Origin of the sequence: Streptomyces cinerochromogenes, assembly GCF_014648635.1 — a bacterium.
In the GTDB taxonomy this organism is placed as follows: Bacteria; Actinomycetota; Actinomycetes; order Streptomycetales; family Streptomycetaceae; genus Streptomyces; species Streptomyces cinerochromogenes.
This window is the reverse complement of record NZ_BMRM01000020.1, coordinates 76,544-97,188: the sequence shown is the minus strand read 5'-3', so window position 1 is coordinate 97,188 and position 20,645 is coordinate 76,544. Positions and strand designations below refer to the sequence as shown.

The following is a 20,645-nucleotide window of genomic DNA, read 5'->3' as shown; positions in this document are numbered from 1 at the left end:
GAGGCCCCTTGCGTTCACCTGAGTGGCGGAACGCCTGGACAGGCCCTGCCGCCGTACCTTCCTGCCCTCCGGGGCGACCCACCAGCCTCCCAGCACGTCCGAGGCGCACCGAGCGCAGAAGAAGCCACCCCATGCACCAGCAGCCGACTCCGCCCTCCGCCACCGGCGAACGTCCACTCTGGAGCAGGCACACGCCGTTCCCGACGGCCGGCGCCGCCCCTCGCACAGTGAAGACCGCCGACCTTCCGCCGACGCCGTCCGCCGGCCCACGTCGCTCTTCGCCGGCAGCCCAGGCAGGCCCTCCTTCCCCCGTCACCGCTGATCCCCGCGCGGCCCGGTCGCCACGGACACTCCAGGGCAACCGCCCGACGCCCGAGCTGCCGCCCACGCACACCGCACTGGTCTGCGTGGCCCTGCCCGGTCTCGCCATCTCCGAGGAGCTGGGCCAGCTCGCCGGCCGGGGACTGGACGGGTTCTACCGAGGGGGGAGACGGCTGCTATCCCGCTGCAAGGTCCGTGTGGCAGGCCGCGAACCGCTGCCGGTGCAGGCCGCAATGACCGGAGCGGACAGCGCCCGTTTCGTGGGGACGCTGCGCGTTTCGCCGGCCGCCGGCCCCGACCCCGATGTCGTCGTCGAACGAACACGCCACGCCGACGGTACGGAACGGATCACCCTCCGCAGCGCCGCTCTGCGCCCGCTGCGCCTGCCCGTCGAGGTCGCCCTCGGCACCGACCTCGCGGAACTCGCCGCCGTCGCCGCCGGTACGGCAGGCCCCGAACTCGCGGCCAGCGTCCACGACTCAGGTCTGCGGTGGGCCACGGCCGACACCGCCGTCTGCGTCACCGCGGATCCGCCACCCTCCGACGCCCTGGCATCCGCAGGACTGCTGCGCTGGGAACTGGAACTGCCACCGGGCGGGACGGCAGCCGTGGAACTGCGGGTGCGACCCGAAGGCGCAGGCCCCCTGCGGCCCGCCGGGCACGCCGCCACCAGTCCCCTCGCCCCCGCGCGGGCGGCGGGGGACGACCCCCGAGTGGCGCCGCTACTGGACTCGGCCGTCTCCGACCTCCAGGCACTCCTCCTGCGCGACCCCGCCCACCCCTCCGACACCTACCTCGCCGCAGGCGTCCCCTGGCGCTGCGGAATGGCGCCGGCCGAGGCACTCGCCGCCGCCCGCATGACACTGCCCCTGGGCACCCGCCTCGCCGCGGGCACCCTGCGCATCCTGGCCCGCACCCAGCTCCAGGGACCGGGCCCCAGGACCGGCATGATCCCCGGTCCGCTACGCGACGCCGGCCCGCACCTCCCGCCGAGCTGCACCGGAACGGAGGCCACACTGCTCTTCCCCGTCCTGCTCGCAGAAGCCCGCCGCTGGGGGCTGCCCGAGCAGGAGACACAGGAACTGCTCCCCGCGGCCGAGCGCTGCCTGACCTGGCTGCGGACCACGGTCGGCGACGGCACCTACCTTCCCGACCCGCACCCGACGGGACCGGCCCGCTGCGAAACGCAGGCCCACGCGCATCGCGCCGCCCTGCTCGGCGCCGACCTCCTCGACGCCTACGGCAGACCGGGCGCCACGGAGTTACGCGAGTGGGCCCACACCCTGCGCACCGCCTTCCGGGCCGACTTCTGGCTGGAGGACCGCGGCGGCGGACGCCCGGCCGCGGCCCGGGCACCGGACGGCCGACCCGTGCCCCACCTCGCCGCCACCGCCGTCCACCTCCTCGACACCGGCCTGCTGGGTACCGGCAGCCTCGCCCCGGGCCTGCTCGACAAGGTGCACACCGAACACCTCGCCCGGCTGCTCGCCACCCCCGCCATGGATGCGGGATGGGGACTGCGTGGCCTGGGGACCAAGGAAGCGGGACACAACCCGTTCGGCCACCGCACCGGAGCCGTGCGGGTCCATGAGACCGCGCTCGCCGCCGCCGGGCTGGCGGCGGCCGGCTACGAGAGGGAAGCGGCCAGCCTGCTGAAAGGGCTGCTGGAAGCAGCGGAACACTTCGGCCACCGGCTCCCCGAGATGTTCGCCGGCGAACAGCGCTCCGCCACCGCCGTGCCACTCCCACACCCCGCGGCCTGCCGACCGGCGGCCACCGCAGCGGCCTCCGTGATCCTCCTGTTCACCACCCTCGCCGGCATCCGTCCCGACGCCCCGGCCCGCACGGTCACCCTGCGCCCCGTGCGGAGCGCCCCGCTCGGCGAACTCGGCCTCACCGGCCTGCGCGTCGCGGGCGCCCCCTTCGCCGTCCGGATCAGCCGACTGGGGCTCGCCATGGTGGAGGAGGCTGCGGAGGGCCTGCAACTGGGTGCATGACCTCCCGGGCAAGGAGGCTGACCTCGGACGACACCACCGGACCGACGAACCGCGGGCCGGCCCTGTGCCCCATACCGGAACGAAGCGGAACCAGCACCGATGCGCCCGATGGAGGGAGTGTTTATCGTCAGGAAGACGACTATGATCGCCGCATGCCCTACGACCCGTCAGCCTTTCCGCCCTTCGCCGTCACCGTGGACCTGGTCGTGCTGACCGTGCGCCGCCATGCCCTGTGCGCGCTGGCGGTCCGCAGGGGCGAGCCTCCCTTCCAGGGGCGCTGGGCGCTGCCCGGCGGCTTCGTCCGGGCCGACGAGGATCTGTCCCAGGCGGCGGCGCGCGAGCTGGCCGAGGAGACCGGGCTGTGCGCCCACGACCCCTCGGTCCCGGTCCAGGACAACGGAGCACATCTGGAGCAGCTCGCCACCTACGGCGACCCCAAGCGGGACCCGCGGATGCGCGTGGTCAGTGTCGCGCACCTCGCGCTCGCGCCCGACCTGCCCGCACCGCGTGCCGGCGGCGACGCCAGCAACGCCCGCTGGGCCCCGGTCGAGGAACTGCTCCAGCAGGGCGGTTACGGCCGGGACGGCGAACCCGTGGCGCCGCTCGCCTTCGACCATGCCCAGATCCTCGCCGACGGAGTGGAGCGCGCCCGTTCCAAGATCGAGTACTCGTCGCTGGCCACCGCCTTCTGCCCGCCCGAGTTCACCGTCGGAGAGCTGCGCCGGGTGTACGAGGCGGTGTGGGGCGTGGCACTCGACCCGCGCAACTTCCACCGCAAAGTCACCGGAACCCCCGGCTTCCTCGTCCCGACGGGAGGCACGACCACACGCCAGGGCGGCAGGCCGGCCCAGCTCTTCCGAGCCGGCGGGGCCACCCTGCTCAACCCGCCGATGCTGCGGCCCGAGGTCTGAGGAAAGGGCCGCCGGGCGGTCGGCGCACCGACCGCCCGTGCCGGGCGACGACTCCATCGAACGGCGGACAGGGAGGAGGCCGGATCACGCGGCATCCGCCCGCAAAGCGGCTTATACCCGAAAAACCAGACATGTCGCGCTATCTTGCTGCAGGTGATCCAGGCCTTCGGACTGACCAGCAATCCCCGCAAGGCGCATCCGCCCGCCGTCGACGACATCTCCTTCGAAGCGCGCGCCGGGCATGTCACCGCGCTCCTCGGGAGCGCCGGCGCGGGTAAGACGACGGTGCTCAAACTGATGCTTGAGCTCCAACAGGGGCGTGGCGTCACGTACTTCAGGGGCCGCCCTCTCCATCTGATCGCCCACCCCTCATGGGAAGTCGGCGTTCTCCTCGGAGATGTACCGGGGCACCCGGCCCGCTCGGTCCGCGGCCATCTGCGCATGCTCTGTGCCGCATCGGGGGTTCCCGCCCGCCGGGCCGACGAGGTCCTCGAAGTGGTCGGTCTCGTCAGCCTCCGCGAAGAGCGCCTCGGCACCCTGTCCCGCGGCATGGACCGCAGACTCGGCCTGGCCTGCGCCCTGCTGCCCGACCCGCACACGCTCGTTCTGGACGAACCCACCGACGGTCTCTCCGTCCGGGAGGCCCAGTGGCTGCACAGCATGTTGCGGGCCCACGCAGCCCAGGGCGGCACCGTGCTCTTCACCACGGCCGACCCCAAGGAGGCCGCACGCATCACCGACCGGGTCGTCACCCTCGACGGCGGCCGACTCGTCGCCGACCAGGAGGCCAAAGCCTTCGCCCGCACCCGGCTGCGCCCGCGCGTGGCCGTCCGCAGCCCCCATGCCGCACGCCTCGCGGCCCTGCTGGCCAAGGACGCCCGGATCGCCCGCCGCTCCGTCGAAGTCGTACGTGAGGACGGCAACCGCCTGTCGGTGTACGGCACGACGACCGCGGACGTCGGCGAGATCGCCTTCCGCAACGGCATCCTCGTCCACCAACTCGCCGACGAGGTGGGCGACATGGGGCCGGGTGCCGGTGTCGAGGGCGGCGAGGGAGAGTGCTCCGCCGAGCCCCGGAAGGTGGTGCCGGACGCAGCCGCGGTGGACCGGGAGGCCCGCCCGGAAAGCGGTCCGGCGGAGCGGCACCCGGCGGCCCCCGACGCCCCGGAAGGAGAACGGGAGCGGTTCTCGACCGGCCGCGCGTGGGCGGGTCGCGGACGTCCGGTGTTCGGTTTCTCCGCAGTCGGCGGCTCACCCAAGGAGCCCGGCCGAGCCGCGGGCGCGCGGCCGGCGGCTCCCGGACACGCGGGGCCGGAGGTCTCGAGGGAGACCAGGACGGCCGCCTCTCCGGGGACCGAGCGGCGCGCCCCGGAGTCTGCGATGACACCGGGCGCCGCGGCTCCCGACTCCGAAGCCGTCGAATCCCGCGTCATCGCCCTCGACCGGACGGCGCCGGACACGGACACTCCGGCGCCCGATCTCGCGTCGGTGGACACGGCCTCCTCCGGGAACACGTCGAGCCAGTGGGCGCGCACCCCGGCCGACCCGTCGGCGCCAGAGGCGGAGCGGGCCGCGGCCGGCCCCTCCCCGGTGGGCGAACGGCAACCGGAATCCGGCCTCTCGGCGCCGGTGGGGGCCGCCGACGGCGAGTGGTCTGCACACGGCCAAGCCGCTGATCGAGGGAGCGTGCAGGATCGCCCGCTGCCCGTCTCCGCTGCCTCCGCCCGCCATGCCTCGCCGGCTGCTGCCGCCGCGGCCGACGCCACGATGAACGGTGTCTCCGTCTCCGGTGAGAAGGCCGCGCCCGGCGGCGGCGCCGGTGAGGCGACTGCCGGAGCCGCCGAGGGCAGGTCCGCCGACCCGACGGCCACCCCCGCCGGCCCCGGCGCAGTGGCGACGGCCCGCGAGCCGCACACCCACGGCACCCGCACTCCCGCAACGACCCTGACCGGCACGCGTACCCTCCTCCCCGGCGCCAGGAACCCCGGCGCACGGCAGCCGCAGGCCGACCGCGCCGCCGGCCCTGACGGTGTCCGGCCCCTCGCCGCCCCCTCCCCCCTCCCGCCCCCCATCTCCGTCCGCCCCGCCCCCAGCCCCCTGCGCCCCCTCCGCTACGAGATCCGGCGCGCCACCGGGATCGGCACCGGCTTTCTCACCTGCGGTGCCGCACTGGTGGTCTCCGCGCTCACCGCCGTGTTCCTGGCGCGGATCGGTCACACCTCGCGGGCGCGGCTGTTCGCGGCGTGGCCGGGGCAGCTGCCACTGCCGCCCTCGGCGCTCGCGGCCGGGCTGCTCGGTGCGCTGGCCTTCGGGGACGAGTTCCGCCACCCCGCCCTGGCGGCGGACCGCGGCACCGTCCCCCGCCGGCTGGGGCTGCTCACCGCGAAGCTGCTCGTCTCCGGAGCCGCCGCGGTCCTGCTCGCCTTCCTGACCGTGGGCTGCGACGCCGAGGTGCTCTACATCGTCTACGGACGGGAGCTCACGCAAGTTCCCGCGGACTGGCTGTCGCTCACCGCGGGTTGGTTCGGGCTGGTCGTCGGCTGCGCCTGGGCCGGGGTGCTGGCGGCCGGGGTGTTCCGGTCCACGACGGCCGGACTGGCCGCGGTCCTCGCCGTACCCGTCCTCGTCGTTCCCCTCCTGCACCAGGCACTGCAGGGACCGGCCGTGCGCCTGGCCGCCGATTTCCCGGGGCGGATGCGGCAGGTTCTCCTGCTGCAGTGGCCGTTCGGAGGGGAGCGGTACCTGCTCGCGGCCGCGCGGGCCCTCGCTCAACCGGTGGGCGGTGCACTGGCGTTGTCGCTCGGCGCCTTGCTCTGCGCGTATCTGTTCACGGCGCTGCGCATCAGGCTCCGATGACTACCCTCCGTACGCTTCTGGTTCCCCTATGCCCACAACTCCCCGAAGAAAGCCCATTTCTTTCCGATAAGGCGTCAATTGCGACGGGGTGAGCGATCACCCTTTCGTGTGCTTTTCACCAAAGACCTCAAGGGAGTTGGAAGCGGCGCCGACAAAGGATCCGTGAGTACCCTTGCGCACACCATGATGACCGCCGCCCGCCCCGCAGACTCAGGTCTGGCCGGCCCGGGCGAACTCGACCGCTACCCCTACGCCGAGGCCCCGGTGGCCGACCGCGTCGGCGCGCCGGCCTGGGACACCGGGGATCCCGAGCTGGGCCGCGTGGGCCGGCGGGCCGCGGGCAGCCGCGGACGCGGACTGCACGGCCAACTCGTCCAGCAGCTGGGACAGATGATCGTCTCCGGCGACCTGGGGGCCGACCGCCCGCTGGTGCCGGAGGAGATCGGCCAGCGGTTCGAGGTGTCCCGCACCGTCGTCCGCGAGTCCCTCCGCGTCCTGGAGGCCAAGGGCCTGGTCAGCGCCCGCCCGAACGTCGGCACGCGTGTGCGTCCCGTGAGCGACTGGAACCTCCTCGACCCGGACATCATCGAGTGGCGGGCCTTCGGGCCGCAGCGCGACGACCAGCGCCGGGAGCTCAGCGAGCTGCGCTGGACGATCGAGCCGCTCGCCGCCCGCCTCGCCGCCGGGCACGGGCGCGAGGAGGTGCAGCAGCGCCTGTGCGACATGGTCGAGATCATGAGCCACGCCATGGCGCAGGGCGACGCGCTCACCTACTCGCGCGCCGACACCGAGTTCCACGCGCTGCTCATCCAGATCGCGGGCAACCGCATGCTGGAGCACCTCTCCGGGATCGTCTCGGCGGCCCTCCAGGTCTCCGGCGGCCCGGTCACCGGCTGTGACCGGCCGAACGAGGCCTCCCTCGCGCAGCACGCGCGGATCGTCGACGCGCTCGGCACCGGCGACGGTGCGGCCGCGGAGGCGGCCATGCGCCAGCTGCTGACGGTCCACCCCGAGGTGGAGCGAGTGGTACCTGCCCCGCGCGAGCACTGACCCCGCGAGGGGTGCGGTGCGGTCGCCGGTGTGCGGCGTGCTCGTGGTGCTCGTGACGACGCCGGGCCCGGGTGCCGGCCGTCGCCGGACCCCGTCGGACCATGTGGGTCCGGCGGGGTCCGGCGGTGCGACGGGATGTTCCTGGCCTTCGGTGTGATCGGGACAGGGGGTACAGATAATCTCATCTGTACCTGTCTGACCGCTTTTGACCGCTTACGGGGTGTGACTCGGGCCACGTAGATTGGGCGTAACGCTCGTGGAGACAGCGCGATGACCTAAGAGGTGACAGCCGCGGAGGGAATACGGACGCCACATCAGGCGCTGTGCATCTTCCCGGCCCCCGCCCGCGCCGTCGGCCCATCCCCAGGCCGGTGGTCGGCTCCTGTCCGCAGTGGACGGTGCCGGAAGCCGTTTTCCAACGTTCCGAGAGGTTGTTCGTGTCGGCCAGCACATCCCGTACGCTCCCGCCGGAGATCGCCGAGTCCGTCTCTGTCATGGCGCTCATTGAGCGGGGAAAGGCTGAGGGGCAGATCGCCGGCGACGATGTGCGTCGGGCCTTCGAAGCTGACCAGATTCCGGCCACTCAGTGGAAGAACGTACTGCGCAGCCTCAACCAGATTCTTGAGGAAGAGGGTGTGACGCTGATGGTCAGTGCCGCAGAGCCCAAGCGCACCCGCAAGAGCGTCGCAGCGAAGAGCCCGGCTAAGCGCACCGCCACCAAGACGGTCGCGGCGAAGACGGTGACCACCAGGAAGGCCACCGCGACCACGGCCGCCCCCGCGGCGCCCGCCGCCCCGGCCGCAGCTGATTCCGCCGAGGAAACCGCACCCGCCAAGAAGGCCGCCGCCAAGAAGGTGGCCGCGAAGAAGACGGTCGCCAAGAAGGCCGTCGCGAAGAAGACGGCCGCGAAGAAGACCACGGCCAAGAAGGACGACGTCGAGCTTCTCGACGAGGAGGTCCTGGAGGACACCAAGGTCGCCGACGAGCCCGAGGGGACCGAGAGCGCCGGCTTCGTCCTGTCCGACGAGGACGAGGACGACGCGCCCGCGCAGCAGGTCGCCGCGGCCGGTGCCACCGCCGACCCGGTCAAGGACTACCTGAAGCAGATCGGCAAGGTCCCCCTGCTCAACGCCGAGCAGGAGGTCGAGCTGGCCAAGCGCATCGAGGCGGGTCTGTTCGCCGAGGACAAGCTGGCGAACTCCGACAAGCTCGCCCCGAAGCTCAAGCGCGAGCTGGAGATCATCGCCGAGGACGGCCGCCGCGCCAAGAACCACCTCCTGGAGGCCAACCTCCGTCTGGTGGTCTCCCTGGCCAAGCGCTACACCGGCCGCGGCATGCTCTTCCTGGACCTCATCCAGGAGGGCAACCTCGGTCTGATCCGCGCGGTCGAGAAGTTCGACTACACCAAGGGCTACAAGTTCTCCACGTACGCCACCTGGTGGATCCGCCAGGCGATCACCCGCGCCATGGCCGACCAGGCCCGCACCATCCGTATCCCGGTGCACATGGTCGAGGTCATCAACAAGCTCGCGCGCGTGCAGCGCCAGATGCTCCAGGACCTGGGCCGCGAGCCCACCCCGGAGGAGCTGGCCAAGGAACTGGACATGACCCCGGAGAAGGTCATCGAGGTCCAGAAGTACGGCCGCGAGCCCATCTCGCTGCACACCCCGCTGGGCGAGGACGGCGACAGCGAGTTCGGTGACCTCATCGAGGACTCCGAGGCCGTCGTCCCGGCCGACGCGGTCAGCTTCACGCTCCTGCAGGAGCAGCTGCACTCGGTCCTCGACACCCTGTCCGAGCGTGAGGCGGGCGTCGTCTCCATGCGCTTCGGTCTCACCGACGGTCAGCCGAAGACCCTCGACGAGATCGGCAAGGTGTATGGCGTGACGCGTGAGCGCATCCGCCAGATCGAGTCCAAGACCATGTCGAAGCTGCGCCACCCGTCGCGTTCGCAGGTGCTGCGCGACTACCTCGACTAGGTCCCGGCCAAGACGGCGAAGGCCCGGTTCCCTCGCGGGAGCCGGGCCTTCGTGCTGCGCGTGGGTGACGAGTGGATCACCCTGGGTGTCCAGGAGGACCGCAGAGTGAGGAGCATGCATGCGTCGTTCCTTTGCCCGGGCACTGATCCGCCCCTTGGCCCTGGCGGCCACCGTGACCGCGATGCCCCTGGCGAGCGCCCCTCCCGCAGCTGCCGACAGCGTGGTGGTCGGCGGGTTTCCGATCGACGTGTCCCAGGCTCCGTGGACGGTGGCGCTGGCCAGCCGTGACCTGTTCGGCGGTATGCGGGCGGGGCAGTTCTGTGGAGCTGTGGCCATCGGGCACAGCACCGTGCTCACCGCCGCCCACTGTCTGGCCCAGGACGTCCTCGGGGTGGCGCCGAACCGCCTGCGTGATCTCAAGGTCATCGCAGGGCGCACAGACCTGCTGTCCGGCAAGGGTCAGGAGATCCCCGTACGGGAGATCCGGGTCAATCCCGCGTACGACATCACGACCAATTCCGGCGACTTCGCGGTCCTCGGACTCGCCGGGGAGCTGCCGCAGAGCGCGGTCGTCGCCATGGCGGGCGCGGGTGACCCGGCCTACACGCCGGGCACCGAGGCCATGGTGTCCGGATGGGGCGACACGACCGGCGGGGGAACGTACACACGCCGACTCCGCGCCGCACGCATGCGTGTGCTGCCCGACGATCTGTGCGCCCGCGCCTACCCGGGCGGTCCCGACGGCACCTACCAGGCCGGCACCATGCTGTGCGCCGGTGAGGCCGCCGGAGGGCCCGACGGCTGCCAGGGGGACAGCGGTGGGCCTCTGGTGGCCAAGGGGCGGCTGATCGGCCTCGTGTCCTGGGGGAGCGGCTGCGGGCGTCCGGGGCTCCCCGGCGTCTACACGCGCGTCTCCCAGGTCGTACGGGTGCTGCAGGCGGCCTCGGGGGCCCAGAGACGGCCCGGCGCGCGCTCCTGAGCGCGGCTTTTGGGTATGAGCACGAGCGGCCGCTCCTGGTGAGGAGCGGCCGCTCGTTCACCGGCCTGTGCCGGGGCTGGCTCGTCGTGGGTGCGAGAATCAGCGCTCTTCTTCGGAAGCGGTGTTCGGAGCGGACGTGAGCCGCTCCGTCTCGTCCTGTATCTCAGCGGCGATCTTCTTGAGTTCCGGCTCGAACTTGCGACCGTGGTGGGCGCAGAAGAGCAGTTCTCCGCCGCTGAGCAGGACCACGCGCAGGTATGCCTGGGCGCCGCAGCGGTCGCAGCGATCGGCGGCCGTCAGCGGGCTCGCGGGGGTCAGAACAGTAGTCACGTCGCCTCTTCTCTAGCTCGACGAGCTGTCGTACCAGGGTCAACATCCAACCAGCCCGAAAACGTTCCCGCTCGTGGCTTTTCCTCGAAAAAAATCTTTCCGGGGCGGCTGTCTGCTGCCGGTTGGCGGCGAATGTGCCGTATTGCGTCTCTTGTATGCCTACGGGTTCGCGCTGTCTTGCTGTCTCGGTCCTCCCGGCCGGGTTGCCGGTTGTTCATGAGGACGTGCCCGGAGCCTAAATGGTTCATGCCTCGAATGGAACGTGATGTGTGCTTCACTCCATCGAGGGATCGAACACCTATGCGACTCTGGACTAGTGTGAGTTGCCGACGAGGGTGGCGTTACACCGGCTCTACCAGGGCTCGGTACCCTCTGAGCGGCGACCGAAGCCGCCCCCTTACCCAAAGGGGGGTCACCTGAAATTCAGCGAGGAGCGAACCGCGTGACCGCCGATACGTCCGTGCCGTCCACAGCGCTGCTGGCAGGAGCAGACCGGGACGGTTCCAACTACACCGCGCGGCACCTGCTCGTCCTTGAGGGCCTTGAGGCCGTGCGCAAGCGCCCCGGTATGTACATCGGCTCGACGGACAGTCGCGGTCTGATGCACTGCCTGTGGGAGATCATCGACAACTCGGTGGACGAAGCCCTCGGCGGCTACTGCGACCACATCGAGGTCGTCCTCCACGACGACGGCTCCGTCGAGGTGCGCGACAACGGCCGCGGCATCCCCGTGGACGTGGAGCCGAAGACCGGCCTGTCCGGCGTGGAGGTCGTCATGACCAAGCTCCACGCGGGCGGCAAGTTCGGCGGCGGCTCCTACGCCGCCTCCGGCGGTCTGCACGGCGTCGGCGCCTCCGTGGTCAACGCCCTCTCCGCCCGCCTCGACGTCGAGGTGGACCGCGGCGGCCACACCCACGCGATCAGCTTCCGGCGCGGCGTGCCCGGCGCCTTCGCCTCCGGCAACCCCGACGCGAAGTTCGAGGCCAAGAGCGGCCTGCGCAAGGCCAAGAAGATCCCCAAGACACGCACCGGCACCCGCGTGCGGTACTGGGCCGACCGGCAGATCTTCCTCAAGGACGCCAAGCTCTCCCTGGAGAACCTGCACCAGCGCGCCCGGCAGACCGCGTTCCTGGTGCCCGGCCTGACCATCGTCGTCCGTGACGAGTTCGGTCTCGGCGAGGGCGGCAGCAAGGGCGAGGAGTCCTTCCGCTTCGACGGCGGCATCAGCGAGTTCTGCGAGTACCTGGCGAGCGACAAGGCGATCTGCGACGTCCTGCGCTTCTCGGGCAAGGGCACCTTCAAGGAGACGGTCCCGGTCCTCGACGAGCACGGCCAGATGACTCCCACCGAGGTCACCCGTGAGCTGGGCGTCGACGTCGCGCTGCGCTGGGGCACCGGCTACGACACGACCCTCCGGTCGTTCGTGAACATCATCGCCACGCCCAAGGGCGGCACGCACGTGGCCGGCTTCGAGCAGGCCGTCACCAAGACCATGAACGAGATGCTGCGGGCCAAGAAGCTGCTGCGCGTGGCCGAGGACGACATCGTCAAGGACGACGCCCTGGAGGGCCTGACCGCGGTCGTCACCGTGCGTCTGGCCGAGCCGCAGTTCGAGGGCCAGACCAAGGAGGTGCTGGGCACCTCCGCGGCCCGCCGGATCGTCTTCAACGTGATCTCCAAGGAACTGAAGGCGTTCCTGACCTCCACCAAGCGGGACGCCGCCGCGCAGGCCCGGGTCGTCATGGAGAAGGTGGTCGCGGCCGCCCGCACCCGGGTCGCGGCCCGCCAGCACAAGGACGCCCAGCGCAGGAAGACGGCCCTGGAGTCCTCGTCCCTGCCGGCCAAGCTGGCCGACTGCCGCAGCGACGACGTCGACCGCAGCGAGCTGTTCATCGTCGAGGGCGACTCCGCGCTCGGCACGGCCAAGCTGGCGCGGAACTCCGAGTTCCAGGCACTGCTGCCGATCCGCGGCAAGATCCTCAACGTGCAGCGGTCGTCGGTGACCGACATGCTCAAGAACGCCGAGTGCGGTGCGATCATCCAGGTCATAGGGGCGGGCTCGGGCCGCACCTTCGACATCGACCAGGCCCGCTACGGCAAGATCATCATGATGACCGACGCCGATGTGGACGGCTCCCACATCCGCTGCCTGCTGCTCACCCTGTTCCAGCGCTACATGCGGCCCATGGTCGAGGCCGGCCGGGTCTTCGCCGCCGTGCCGCCGCTGCACCGCATCGAGCTGATCCAGCCGAAGAAGGGCCAGGAGAAGTACGTCTACACGTACTCGGACCGCGAGCTGCGCGACAAGCTCATGGAGTTCCAGAGCAAGGGCATCCGGTACAAGGACTCCATCCAGCGCTACAAGGGTCTGGGCGAGATGGACGCCGATCAGCTGGCCGAGACCACGATGGACCCGCGCCACCGCACCCTGCGCCGCATCAACCTCTCCGACCTGGAGGCGGCGGAGCAGGTCTTCGACCTGCTGATGGGCAACGAGGTGGCTCCCCGCAAGGAGTTCATCTCCAGCTCGGCGGCGACGCTGGACCGGTCACGCATCGACGCGTAGCCGCCGCGCCGGGCCTTCGCCGGCGGGCTGTGGCCGCCGAGGGCCTGCTGGGGGCGGGGGCTTGCTTCGGGAAGGCGCGGTTACGGGCGGGCGCAGCACAGGCAGCACAGGCGGGGCTCCTCGCCGAGAGCGGGCCCTGCCGGGTGGCCGGCCGACGCGGGCGGGAGCCTGTGCGTTGGCCGGCCTGGCAGCCGCCTGCGGTGATGTCCCGGGTGGCGGATGGACTGAGGCGGCCGGTGCGGAAGGCAGACGTCCGTCGGCGACGCGTCGGCGGGCCGGGCATCTGTTGGCGCTCATCCGCTGCCCCCCTCATCCGCTCAGCCGCTCACCCGTTCGTCCGCTCACCCCACGGCCGGCCCGGTCCGCACGGTCTCTCCACCCATGGGTGGAGGCGAGCCGCTACGAGGTTCCACCCGTGATCCACCCCGGCTCCGATCTCCCGGCCTGCGGATTTCCGTAGCTTCGAAGGCGTCGGCAGCGCTCGCTGTCGGCACCACCTTCCCGCTCACGGAGGCTCTGATGCCCGGGCTCGTCAACGCACTGGTGATCGTGGCCGTCGTCGCCGTAGTGATCGCCCGGCAGTTCCGCACCCGGGCGATCGACACGGACCGGCGCTGGTGGCTGTTGCCCGTGGTGCTCGCCGTCGTGGCCCTGCGTGAGCCCGGGGTGCTCGACCCCCACCACCGCACCGGATCCGCCGTACTGCTCACGGTGGAGCTGCTCATCGGTCTGGCCACCGGCGCCGGCTGGGGCTGGACCACCCGTATCTGGACGGCACCGGACGGCGTCATATGGACCAAGAGCACCAAGGCGAGCGTCGCCGTGTGGGGCGCGGGCGTCGCCCTGCGCGTCGGTGCCTTCGCGCTCGGCCTCGCCCTCGGCATCCACCAGGACAGCTCGGCGCTGCTGCTCGGACTCGCCTGCACCCTGCTGGTCCGAGGCGGGATCCTGGTCTGGCGGGCCCAGTCCGTCGGCACCATGAGCGCTCCCGCCCCCGCGTACGGTGGCGACATGCAGCCGGCCTGGAAGGAGCGCGTGTGACCGAGAACGCCTGGACACGCTGGCCGTCCCGGGAAGCGCTCGGCCGCGCGGGAACGCCCCGGCCCCGGCGACTGCTCGCCTGGATCGTGCGGCTGCTCATGCTGGCCCTGCTCCTGTGGGGTGCCTTCACCCAGAGGCACGTCGGCCTGTGGGGGGCGCTCGCGGCAGCGGCGGGAGTCCTCCTCGCCGGACTCGTCGCCTGGGCCTTCTCCCGCACCACCTACCAGCACCGGCTGGTGCCGTCCCTCCTGCTCATAGCGCTGCTCCTGGCCATCGCGGTCGCCGCCGAGGCCGGCGGATTCACCGGCCCCGCCCTCCTGCTCTGGTGCGGCTGCGGCGTCGCCGCGCTGGAGCGGCTGCCGCTCGGCGCCGCGGTCCCCGTGACGTCGGTGGCGCTGGCCTCGTACTCCGCGTTCAACAACGACGTCTGGCTGACCACGGCCGCCACCGTGGCGGGTATGGCCCTCGCCGGGTACGTCCTGCGGCTGGACGCGGAGGCACGGGGCAGCGCGCAGCGGCTGCTCGCCCAGGAGCGTGCCGCCCGCGCGGCCGAGGCCGAGTCCGCGGCGCTGGCCGAGCGGGCCCGCATCGCACGGGAGATCCACGACGTGCTGGCGCACAGCCTCTCGGCACAGCTGGTGCACCTGGAGGCGGCCCGGCTGCTGATCGAGAACGGCGCGGAGCGCGAACGGATCCTGGAGCGGGTGGTGGCCGCCCGGGGAATGGCCCGGGACGGGCTCGCCGAGACCCGTCAGGCGCTCTCCGCGCTGCGGGGCGAGCTGACCCCGCTGGAGGACTTCCTGACCGAACTGGTCAGCACGGCCGACGCGGCCGAGGTCACCGTCACAGGTGAACGCAGACCCCTGCCGGCCGAGGCGTCCCAGGCCGTGCGGCGGGTCGCACAGGAGGCACTGACGAACGTCCGCAAGCACGCCCAGGGCGCCAAGGTGGCGGTACGGCTCGACTACAGCGAGCACGAAGTGACGCTGAACGTCCGTGACTCGGGCGGGCGGTCGGGCGAACTGGGCGGCGCCGGAGGCGGGTACGGTCTGCTGGGCATGCGCGAGCGCGCCGAGCTGCTGGGCGGCTCGCTGGACGCGGGTCCGGACAAGGAGGGGTTCGTGGTGACGCTGAAGGTGCCCGTATGACGGAGACGGAGGGGGAGAGGAAGCCGGCACGGGTCGTGGTGGCCGACGACCAGACCGTGGTCCGTGAGGGCATCGTGATGCTGCTCGGGCTGTTGCCGGGGGTGGAGGTCGTCGGGGCCGCGGGAGACGGTGAGGAGGCGGTGCGGCTGGTCGGTGAACTCGCTCCGGACGTCGTCCTGATGGACCTCCGGATGCCCCGCTGCGACGGTGTGGAGGCCACCCGGCGGATCCGGGCCCAGTACCCCGGAACCCAGGTGGTGGTGCTCACGACCTACGCGGACGACGAGTCGCTGTTCCCCGCGCTGAGGGCCGGCGCCCGGGGATACCTGACCAAGGACGCGGGCGGTGACGAGATCGTACGTGCCGTGCACAGCGTGCTCTCGGGGGACGCGGGACTGTCGCCGAGCGTGCAGCGACGGTTGCTGGAGCGGCTGTCACAGCCCGAGCCCGAGCCGGTTCCCGCGGCCGACGAGGCGCCCGACGGGCTGACCGCGCGCGAGACCGAGGTCCTGGTGCTGATCGCCGAAGGCCTCAGCAATCAGGAGATCGCCCGCAGACTGCATGTGTCGACCGCGACGGTGAAGACACACATCAACAACCTCTTCGCCAAGACGGGCCTCAAGGACCGCGCGCAGGCCGTGCGGTACGCCTATAGCAAGAGGCTGGTGCGGCCACCCACGGGGTGAATCACCTGATGGGGTGAAGAGCAGGAGGAAGAGAAGTCAGAGATCTTCCCGGTCTGTCCATCCTTGGGCATGCAGTCAAGCAACGGCCCCCGCGGTGCTGGGGACGGCCCCGAGAGACCGGCCGGGAACCAGGAAGACCGCGGTACGCCCTCCCGCGACGTGACGTTCGAGGACCCCTGGCATGACGCGCCGGCCTCGGGCTGGGGCGAGCTCCACGACACCGGTACGCCGGCGCCGGCCGTGCCGCCCGCGCGGGGCGGGCCCGGCGCGGCCGCGGCAGGGGCCCGCGACGTGTACGTCGAGGTCCAGCGCAGTGCGGCGTTCCAGGAGGTGAGGGGGAGGTACCGGCGGTTCGTGGTGCCGGGGACCGTCGGCTTCCTGGTCTGGTACGTGGGGTACGTGGTCACCGCGACGACGGCGCCCGGATTCATGGCCCGGCCCGTGGCCGGGGCGGTGAACGTGGGGATGGTCGCGGGGCTCGGACAGTTCCTCACCACGTTCCTGCTGACCTGGGCCTACGCCCGGCACGCGCGGCTGCGCCGGGACCGGGCCGCGCTGGAGCTGCGCTGGGACACACAGGAACTGGCCCGTGGCGCGCGGGGAGGGGCCCAGTGACCGGTGACCAGACTCTGGCGCTGCTGCTGTTCACCGGGTTCGTGGCGGTCACCCTCGGGATCACGACCTGGGTGAGCCGCCGGCGGCGCGGTTCGGCGGAGGAGTTCTACGCCGGCGGGCGGCTGTTCTCCCCCATGGAGAATGGTTTTGCCATCGCGGGTGACTACATGTCGGCGGCCTCCTTCCTGGGGATCGCCGGACTCATCGCGTTGTACGGGTACGACGGGCTGCTCTACTGCGTGGGATTCCTCGTGGCGTGGCTGGTCGTGCTGTTCCTGGTGGCCGAACTGGTGCGCAACTGCGGGCGGTTCACGCTGGCCGACGTGCTGGCCGCGCGGATGAGCGAGCGGCCGGTGCGGATCGCCGCGGGAACTTCCTCGGTGACGGTGTCCGTTCTCTATCTGGTGGCGCAGATGGTCGGCGCGGGCAGCCTGGTGGCGCTGCTGCTGGGGCGGACGAGCGGCGCGGCGCAGGCCTGGACGGTCATCGGCGTCGGGGCGCTCATGGTGATCTATGTGTCGTTGGGAGGGATGCGGGCCACCACCTGGATCCAGATCGTGAAGGCGGTCCTGCTGCTCGGGGGGACGGTCGTGCTGACCGTGCTCGTCCTGCTGCGGTTCCACGGAGACGTCGACCGGCTTCTGCTTACGGCCGCGGAGCGCAGCGGGCACGGGACGGCGTTCCTGGCGCCGGGCCTGAAGTACGGCGGGGACTGGACCGCCCGGGTCGACTTCATCAGCCTGGGACTCGCGCTGGTGCTGGGCACGGCCGGACTGCCGCACATCCTGTCCCGCTTCTACACCGTGCCCACCGCGCGGGCCGCGCGTCGCTCCGTGGTGTGGTCCATCGGTCTGATCGGCAGCTTCTACCTGATGACGATCGTCCTCGGATTCGGCGCGGCGGCGGTGGTGGGGACGGGTGCCGTACGCGGATCCAACGCGGCCGGCAACACGGCGGTGCCGCTTCTCGCTCTCGACCTGGGCGGCGGAGCCGGCTCCACCGGCGGGACCGTGCTGTTCGCGGTGGTCGCCGCGGTGGCCTTCGCCACGATCCTCGCGGTGGTCGCGGGCATCACGCTGGCCTCCTCGGCCTCGGTGGCCCACGATCTGTACGCCTCGCTGCGCCGTAGGCACGGCGAGGCCCGCAGTGAGGTCGCCGTGGCCCGGTGGGCGGCGGTCGGCATCGGTGTCGTGGCGATCGCGCTCGGGCTGCTGGCCCGCGATCTCAACGTCGCCTTCCTGGTCGGCCTCGCCTTCGCCGTCGCCGCGTCGGCGAACCTGCCGGTCCTGCTCTACTCGCTGTTCTGGCGCGGTTTCACGACGCGCGGCGCGGTGTGGGCGGTGTACGGCGGGCTGCTCCCGGCGATCGGACTGGTGCTGCTGTCGCCGGTGGTGTCCGGCGACCCGGACTCCCTCTTCCCGGCCGTCGACTTCCAGTACTTCCCGCTGGAGAACCCGGGCATCGTCTCCATCCCGCTCGGCTTCCTCGCCGGCTGGCTGGGCACGGTCACCTCCGACGAGGTCGCGGACGAGGCCAAGTACGCCGAGACGGAGGTGCGTTCGCTGACCGGAGCCGGAGCCGTCTAGCACCGGCCGCCGGTGGGATTACGGCGTCACCCACGCGTACCGGTGTTCCGGGCGGCCGGTGTCGCCGTACTTCAGCGAGAGGCGGAGCCGGCCCGCCTGCTCCAGGTGGCGGAGGTAGCGCTGGGCGGTGGAGCGGCTCAGGCCCGTCCGGGCGGCCACCTCGTGGGCCGAGAGCGGGTGGTCGGCGCGGTGCAGGACACCGCAGATGAGGTCGGTCGTGGGCTCGGAGTGGCCGGTCGGCAGGCCGGGTGCGGAGGGCGCGGGGGCGGCGCGGAGGGCACCGAAGATCCGGTCGACCTGCTCCTGACCCGTCAGGCCCCGGCCGCCCACCCGGTCGACCGTGCGGCGCAGGGCGGCGTAGGAGTCCAGGCGGGCCCGCAGGGCGGCGAAGGTGAACGGTTTGACCAGGTAGTGCAGGGCGCCCAGGCGCATCGCCTGCTGGACGGTCGTCACGTCACTGGCCGCGGTGATCATGATGACGTCGGTGCCGTGCCCCTGCTCCCGCATGCGGTGCACGAGTTCCAGACCGGTCTGGTCCGGCAGGTAGTGGTCGAGCAGGACCAGGTCGATGGTGCCGCGTTCGACGGCGGTCAGGGCCTGCGCGGCGCTGTGCGCGCGGGCGGCCACCCGGAAGCCGGGAACCTTTCCCACGTACTTGGCGTTGATCTCAGCGACACGGAAGTCGTCGTCGACCACCAGGACGTCAATCATCAGGCCTCTCCTTCAAGGCCGGCGAGCGTGCAGCCCGTGTTCGGCTCCGCAGTTGTAGCGCGAGCAAAACGAGCACAACAGGTTCTTGCGAGCAAAAGAACGGCTTGTGCTCACAAGACTGCTGCTGTGGCCGGGGCCACACCTACCGTCCCGGCCCATGAGCGCACACACCAGCCCCGCCATCGAGCTGCGGGGCGCGAGCAAGACCTTCAGGACCCCGTCCGGGGGACTGCACACGGCCGTGCGCGGCCTGGACCTCACCGTCGAACGCGGCGAGTTCGTGGCCGTCGTAGGGCCGACCGGGTGCGGCAAGTCCACCACGCTGACCCTCGTCAGCGGCCTGGAGGAGCCCACCGAGGGTGAGGTGCTGGTGGCCGGGGAGCCGGTCGACGGCGTCGGTGACAAGGTCGGCTTCGTCTTCCAGCAGGACGCCACCTTCCCCTGGCGGACGGTCCTGTCGAACGTCATGGCGGGCCCGCGCTTCAGGGGCGTGCCCAAGGCGGAGGCCAGGCAGAAGGCCCGTGAGTGGCTGGCCCGGGTGGGACTCGCCGCCTTCGAGGACCGCTATCCGCACCAGCTCTCCGGGGGCCAGCGCAAGCGCGTCGCCCTGGCGGCCACCTTTGTCAACGACCCCGAGATCCTGCTGATGGACGAGCCGTTCTCGGCGCTCGACGTGCAGACCCGGGCCCTGATGTCGGACGAGCTGCTGGAGCTGTGGGAGGGCACCGGCGCCTCCGTCGTCTTCGTCACCCACGACCTGGAGGAGTCCATCGCGCTGGCGGACAAGGTCGTCGTGATGACCGCCGGACCCGCGACCGTGAAGCAGGTCTTCGCCATCGATCTGCCCCGCCCGCGGAAGGTCGAGTCGGTCCGACTGGAGCCGCGGTTCATCGAGATCTACCGCGAGATCTGGGAGTCCCTCGGCGAAGAGGTCCGCATCACCCGCGAGAGGGGTGCCGCCCATGTCGCCTGAGGTCCTCAGCACGCCGGTCGTCGACACCGCCAAGGCACCCGGTCGCGCGGAGACCCGGGCCCAGGCCGCACGCCGGCGCAAGGTGTTCGTCAACGTGGCGCGCGCGGTGGTCCTGGTGGCCGTCCTCGGACTGTGGGAGGCACTCTCCCGCGCCAAGGTCATCGACCCGTTCAACTTCTCGATGCCCTCGAAGATCTGGGACCAGATCCACACCTGGGTGGCCCACGGGACAGCGCTCGGCTCCCTGGGCGAGCAGATCTGGTACACGCTGTACGAGGCACTGCTCGGCTGGGTCATCGGCGTGGTCGCCGGTGTGGTCCTCGGCATTGCGCTCGGGCGGATCAGATTGCTCGCCGAGATCCTTGGTCCATACATCAAGGTGCTCAATTCGATCCCCAGGATCGTGCTGGCGCCCATCTTCCTGATCTGGTTCGGCCTCGGGCCGTCCTCCAAAGTGGCCTCCGCCGTGGTGCTCGTCTTCTTCCCGGTGTTCTTCAACGCCTTCCAGGGCGCCCGCGAAGTGGACCGCAACCTCGTGGCCAACGCCCGGATCCTGGGCGCGAGCGACCGCAGGGTGACCCTTCAGGTGGTCATCCCGTCCGCCACCTCCTGGATCTTCACCAGCCTCCACGTCAGCTTCGGCTTCGCGCTCATCGGCGCCATCGTCGGCGAGTACATCGGCGCGACCAAGGGCATCGGCCTGCTCGTCGCGCAGTCCCAGAACACCTTCAACGCCGCGGGCGTGTACGCCGCGATGGTCATCCTGGCCGTCGTCGCCCTCGTCGCCGAGGGGCTGCTGACCTTCGCCGAGCGCCGCATCTTCCGCTGGAGGCCCACCGGCTCCGACAGCTGACCGGACCCTCGCCGCCTCACCCACCCCCGTACCGCCCTCTCAC

16 protein-coding genes are annotated in these 20,645 nt (G+C 71.6%); 14 read left to right on the top strand and 2 right to left on the bottom strand.

Features of this window, described 5'->3' with window-relative positions; translation table 11 throughout:
* The first annotated feature begins 407 nt into the window (after positions 1-407).
* From IEZ20_RS31870 to IEZ20_RS31845, 6 genes are all read left to right on the top strand, one after another.
* The gene (locus IEZ20_RS31870) at positions 408-2,318 is read left to right on the top strand and encodes a glycogen debranching N-terminal domain-containing protein (RefSeq protein ID WP_189305138.1); all 1,911 of its coding nucleotides are present in this window, start codon (positions 408-410) and stop codon (positions 2,316-2,318) included.
* A gap of 152 nt (positions 2,319-2,470) precedes the next feature.
* Positions 2,471-3,229, top strand: coding sequence for an NUDIX hydrolase (locus tag IEZ20_RS31865; protein ID WP_189305136.1), 759 nt, complete (start codon positions 2,471-2,473; stop codon positions 3,227-3,229).
* A 153-nt stretch (positions 3,230-3,382) separates the two neighbouring features.
* Positions 3,383-6,085, top strand: coding sequence for an ATP-binding cassette domain-containing protein (locus IEZ20_RS31860; RefSeq protein ID WP_373304006.1), 2,703 nt, complete (start codon positions 3,383-3,385; stop codon positions 6,083-6,085).
* Between the two features lie 162 nt (positions 6,086-6,247).
* Positions 6,248-7,135: a FadR/GntR family transcriptional regulator gene (locus IEZ20_RS31855; protein WP_189305132.1), complete on the top strand. Its 888-nt coding sequence runs from the start codon at positions 6,248-6,250 to the stop codon at positions 7,133-7,135.
* Between the two features lie 437 nt (positions 7,136-7,572).
* The gene (locus IEZ20_RS31850) at positions 7,573-9,114 is read left to right on the top strand and encodes an RNA polymerase sigma factor (RefSeq protein ID WP_189305130.1); all 1,542 of its coding nucleotides are present in this window, start codon (positions 7,573-7,575) and stop codon (positions 9,112-9,114) included.
* 118 nt (positions 9,115-9,232) lie between these two features.
* Positions 9,233-10,093 carry a serine protease gene (locus IEZ20_RS31845; RefSeq protein ID WP_189305128.1) on the top strand — a complete coding sequence of 287 codons (861 nt, stop codon included), beginning with the start codon at positions 9,233-9,235 and terminating at the stop codon, positions 10,091-10,093.
* A 99-nt stretch (positions 10,094-10,192) separates the two neighbouring features.
* On the opposite strand, the gene IEZ20_RS31840 is transcribed toward IEZ20_RS31845, so the two are convergent.
* Complete coding sequence (locus tag IEZ20_RS31840; protein ID WP_146463514.1) at positions 10,193-10,423, bottom strand: DUF7455 domain-containing protein; 231 nt, start codon at positions 10,421-10,423, stop codon at positions 10,193-10,195.
* A 442-nt stretch (positions 10,424-10,865) separates the two neighbouring features.
* On the opposite strand from IEZ20_RS31840, the gene IEZ20_RS31835 reads away from it, so the two are divergent.
* The 6 genes from IEZ20_RS31835 to IEZ20_RS31810 all read left to right on the top strand — a co-directional run bounded on the left by IEZ20_RS31835 (position 10,866) and on the right by IEZ20_RS31810 (position 18,065).
* Positions 10,866-12,989 carry a DNA gyrase/topoisomerase IV subunit B gene (locus tag IEZ20_RS31835; RefSeq protein ID WP_189305125.1) on the top strand — a complete coding sequence of 708 codons (2,124 nt, stop codon included), beginning with the start codon at positions 10,866-10,868 and terminating at the stop codon, positions 12,987-12,989.
* A 519-nt stretch (positions 12,990-13,508) separates the two neighbouring features.
* Entirely contained in the window at positions 13,509-14,030 is a 522-nt protein-coding gene (locus tag IEZ20_RS31830; RefSeq protein WP_189305123.1) for a DUF1453 family protein, read from the top strand.
* Positions 14,027-15,178, top strand: a complete 1,152-nt coding sequence (locus tag IEZ20_RS31825; protein ID WP_189305121.1) for a sensor histidine kinase — start codon at positions 14,027-14,029, stop codon at positions 15,176-15,178. Before IEZ20_RS31830 ends, IEZ20_RS31825 begins: the two co-directional genes overlap by 4 nt.
* On the top strand, positions 15,175-15,864 hold the full coding sequence (locus tag IEZ20_RS31820; protein ID WP_189305119.1) for a response regulator transcription factor: 690 nt from the start codon (positions 15,175-15,177) through the stop codon (positions 15,862-15,864). Before IEZ20_RS31825 ends, IEZ20_RS31820 begins: the two co-directional genes overlap by 4 nt.
* 69 nt (positions 15,865-15,933) lie before the next feature.
* Positions 15,934-16,479 carry a DUF485 domain-containing protein gene (locus tag IEZ20_RS31815; RefSeq protein WP_189305117.1) on the top strand — a complete coding sequence of 182 codons (546 nt, stop codon included), beginning with the start codon at positions 15,934-15,936 and terminating at the stop codon, positions 16,477-16,479.
* Positions 16,476-18,065 (top strand): monocarboxylic acid transporter, encoded by a 1,590-nt coding sequence (locus IEZ20_RS31810; RefSeq protein ID WP_189305115.1) that lies wholly within the window; start codon positions 16,476-16,478, stop codon positions 18,063-18,065. The genes IEZ20_RS31815 and IEZ20_RS31810 overlap by 4 nt, the downstream gene beginning before the upstream one ends.
* 18 nt (positions 18,066-18,083) lie before the next feature.
* On the opposite strand, the gene IEZ20_RS31805 is transcribed toward IEZ20_RS31810, so the two are convergent.
* Positions 18,084-18,776 carry a response regulator gene (locus IEZ20_RS31805; RefSeq protein ID WP_189305113.1) on the bottom strand — a complete coding sequence of 231 codons (693 nt, stop codon included), beginning with the start codon at positions 18,774-18,776 and terminating at the stop codon, positions 18,084-18,086.
* 157 nt (positions 18,777-18,933) lie between these two features.
* On the opposite strand from IEZ20_RS31805, the gene IEZ20_RS31800 reads away from it, so the two are divergent.
* Together IEZ20_RS31800 and IEZ20_RS31795 are read left to right on the top strand one after the other, a co-directional pair.
* Positions 18,934-19,749, top strand: coding sequence for an ABC transporter ATP-binding protein (locus IEZ20_RS31800; RefSeq protein ID WP_189305111.1), 816 nt, complete (start codon positions 18,934-18,936; stop codon positions 19,747-19,749).
* A complete protein-coding gene (locus IEZ20_RS31795; RefSeq protein WP_189305109.1) occupies positions 19,739-20,602 on the top strand; it encodes an ABC transporter permease in 864 nt (287 codons plus the stop codon). Before IEZ20_RS31800 ends, IEZ20_RS31795 begins: the two co-directional genes overlap by 11 nt.
* Positions 20,603-20,645 lie beyond the last annotated feature (43 nt).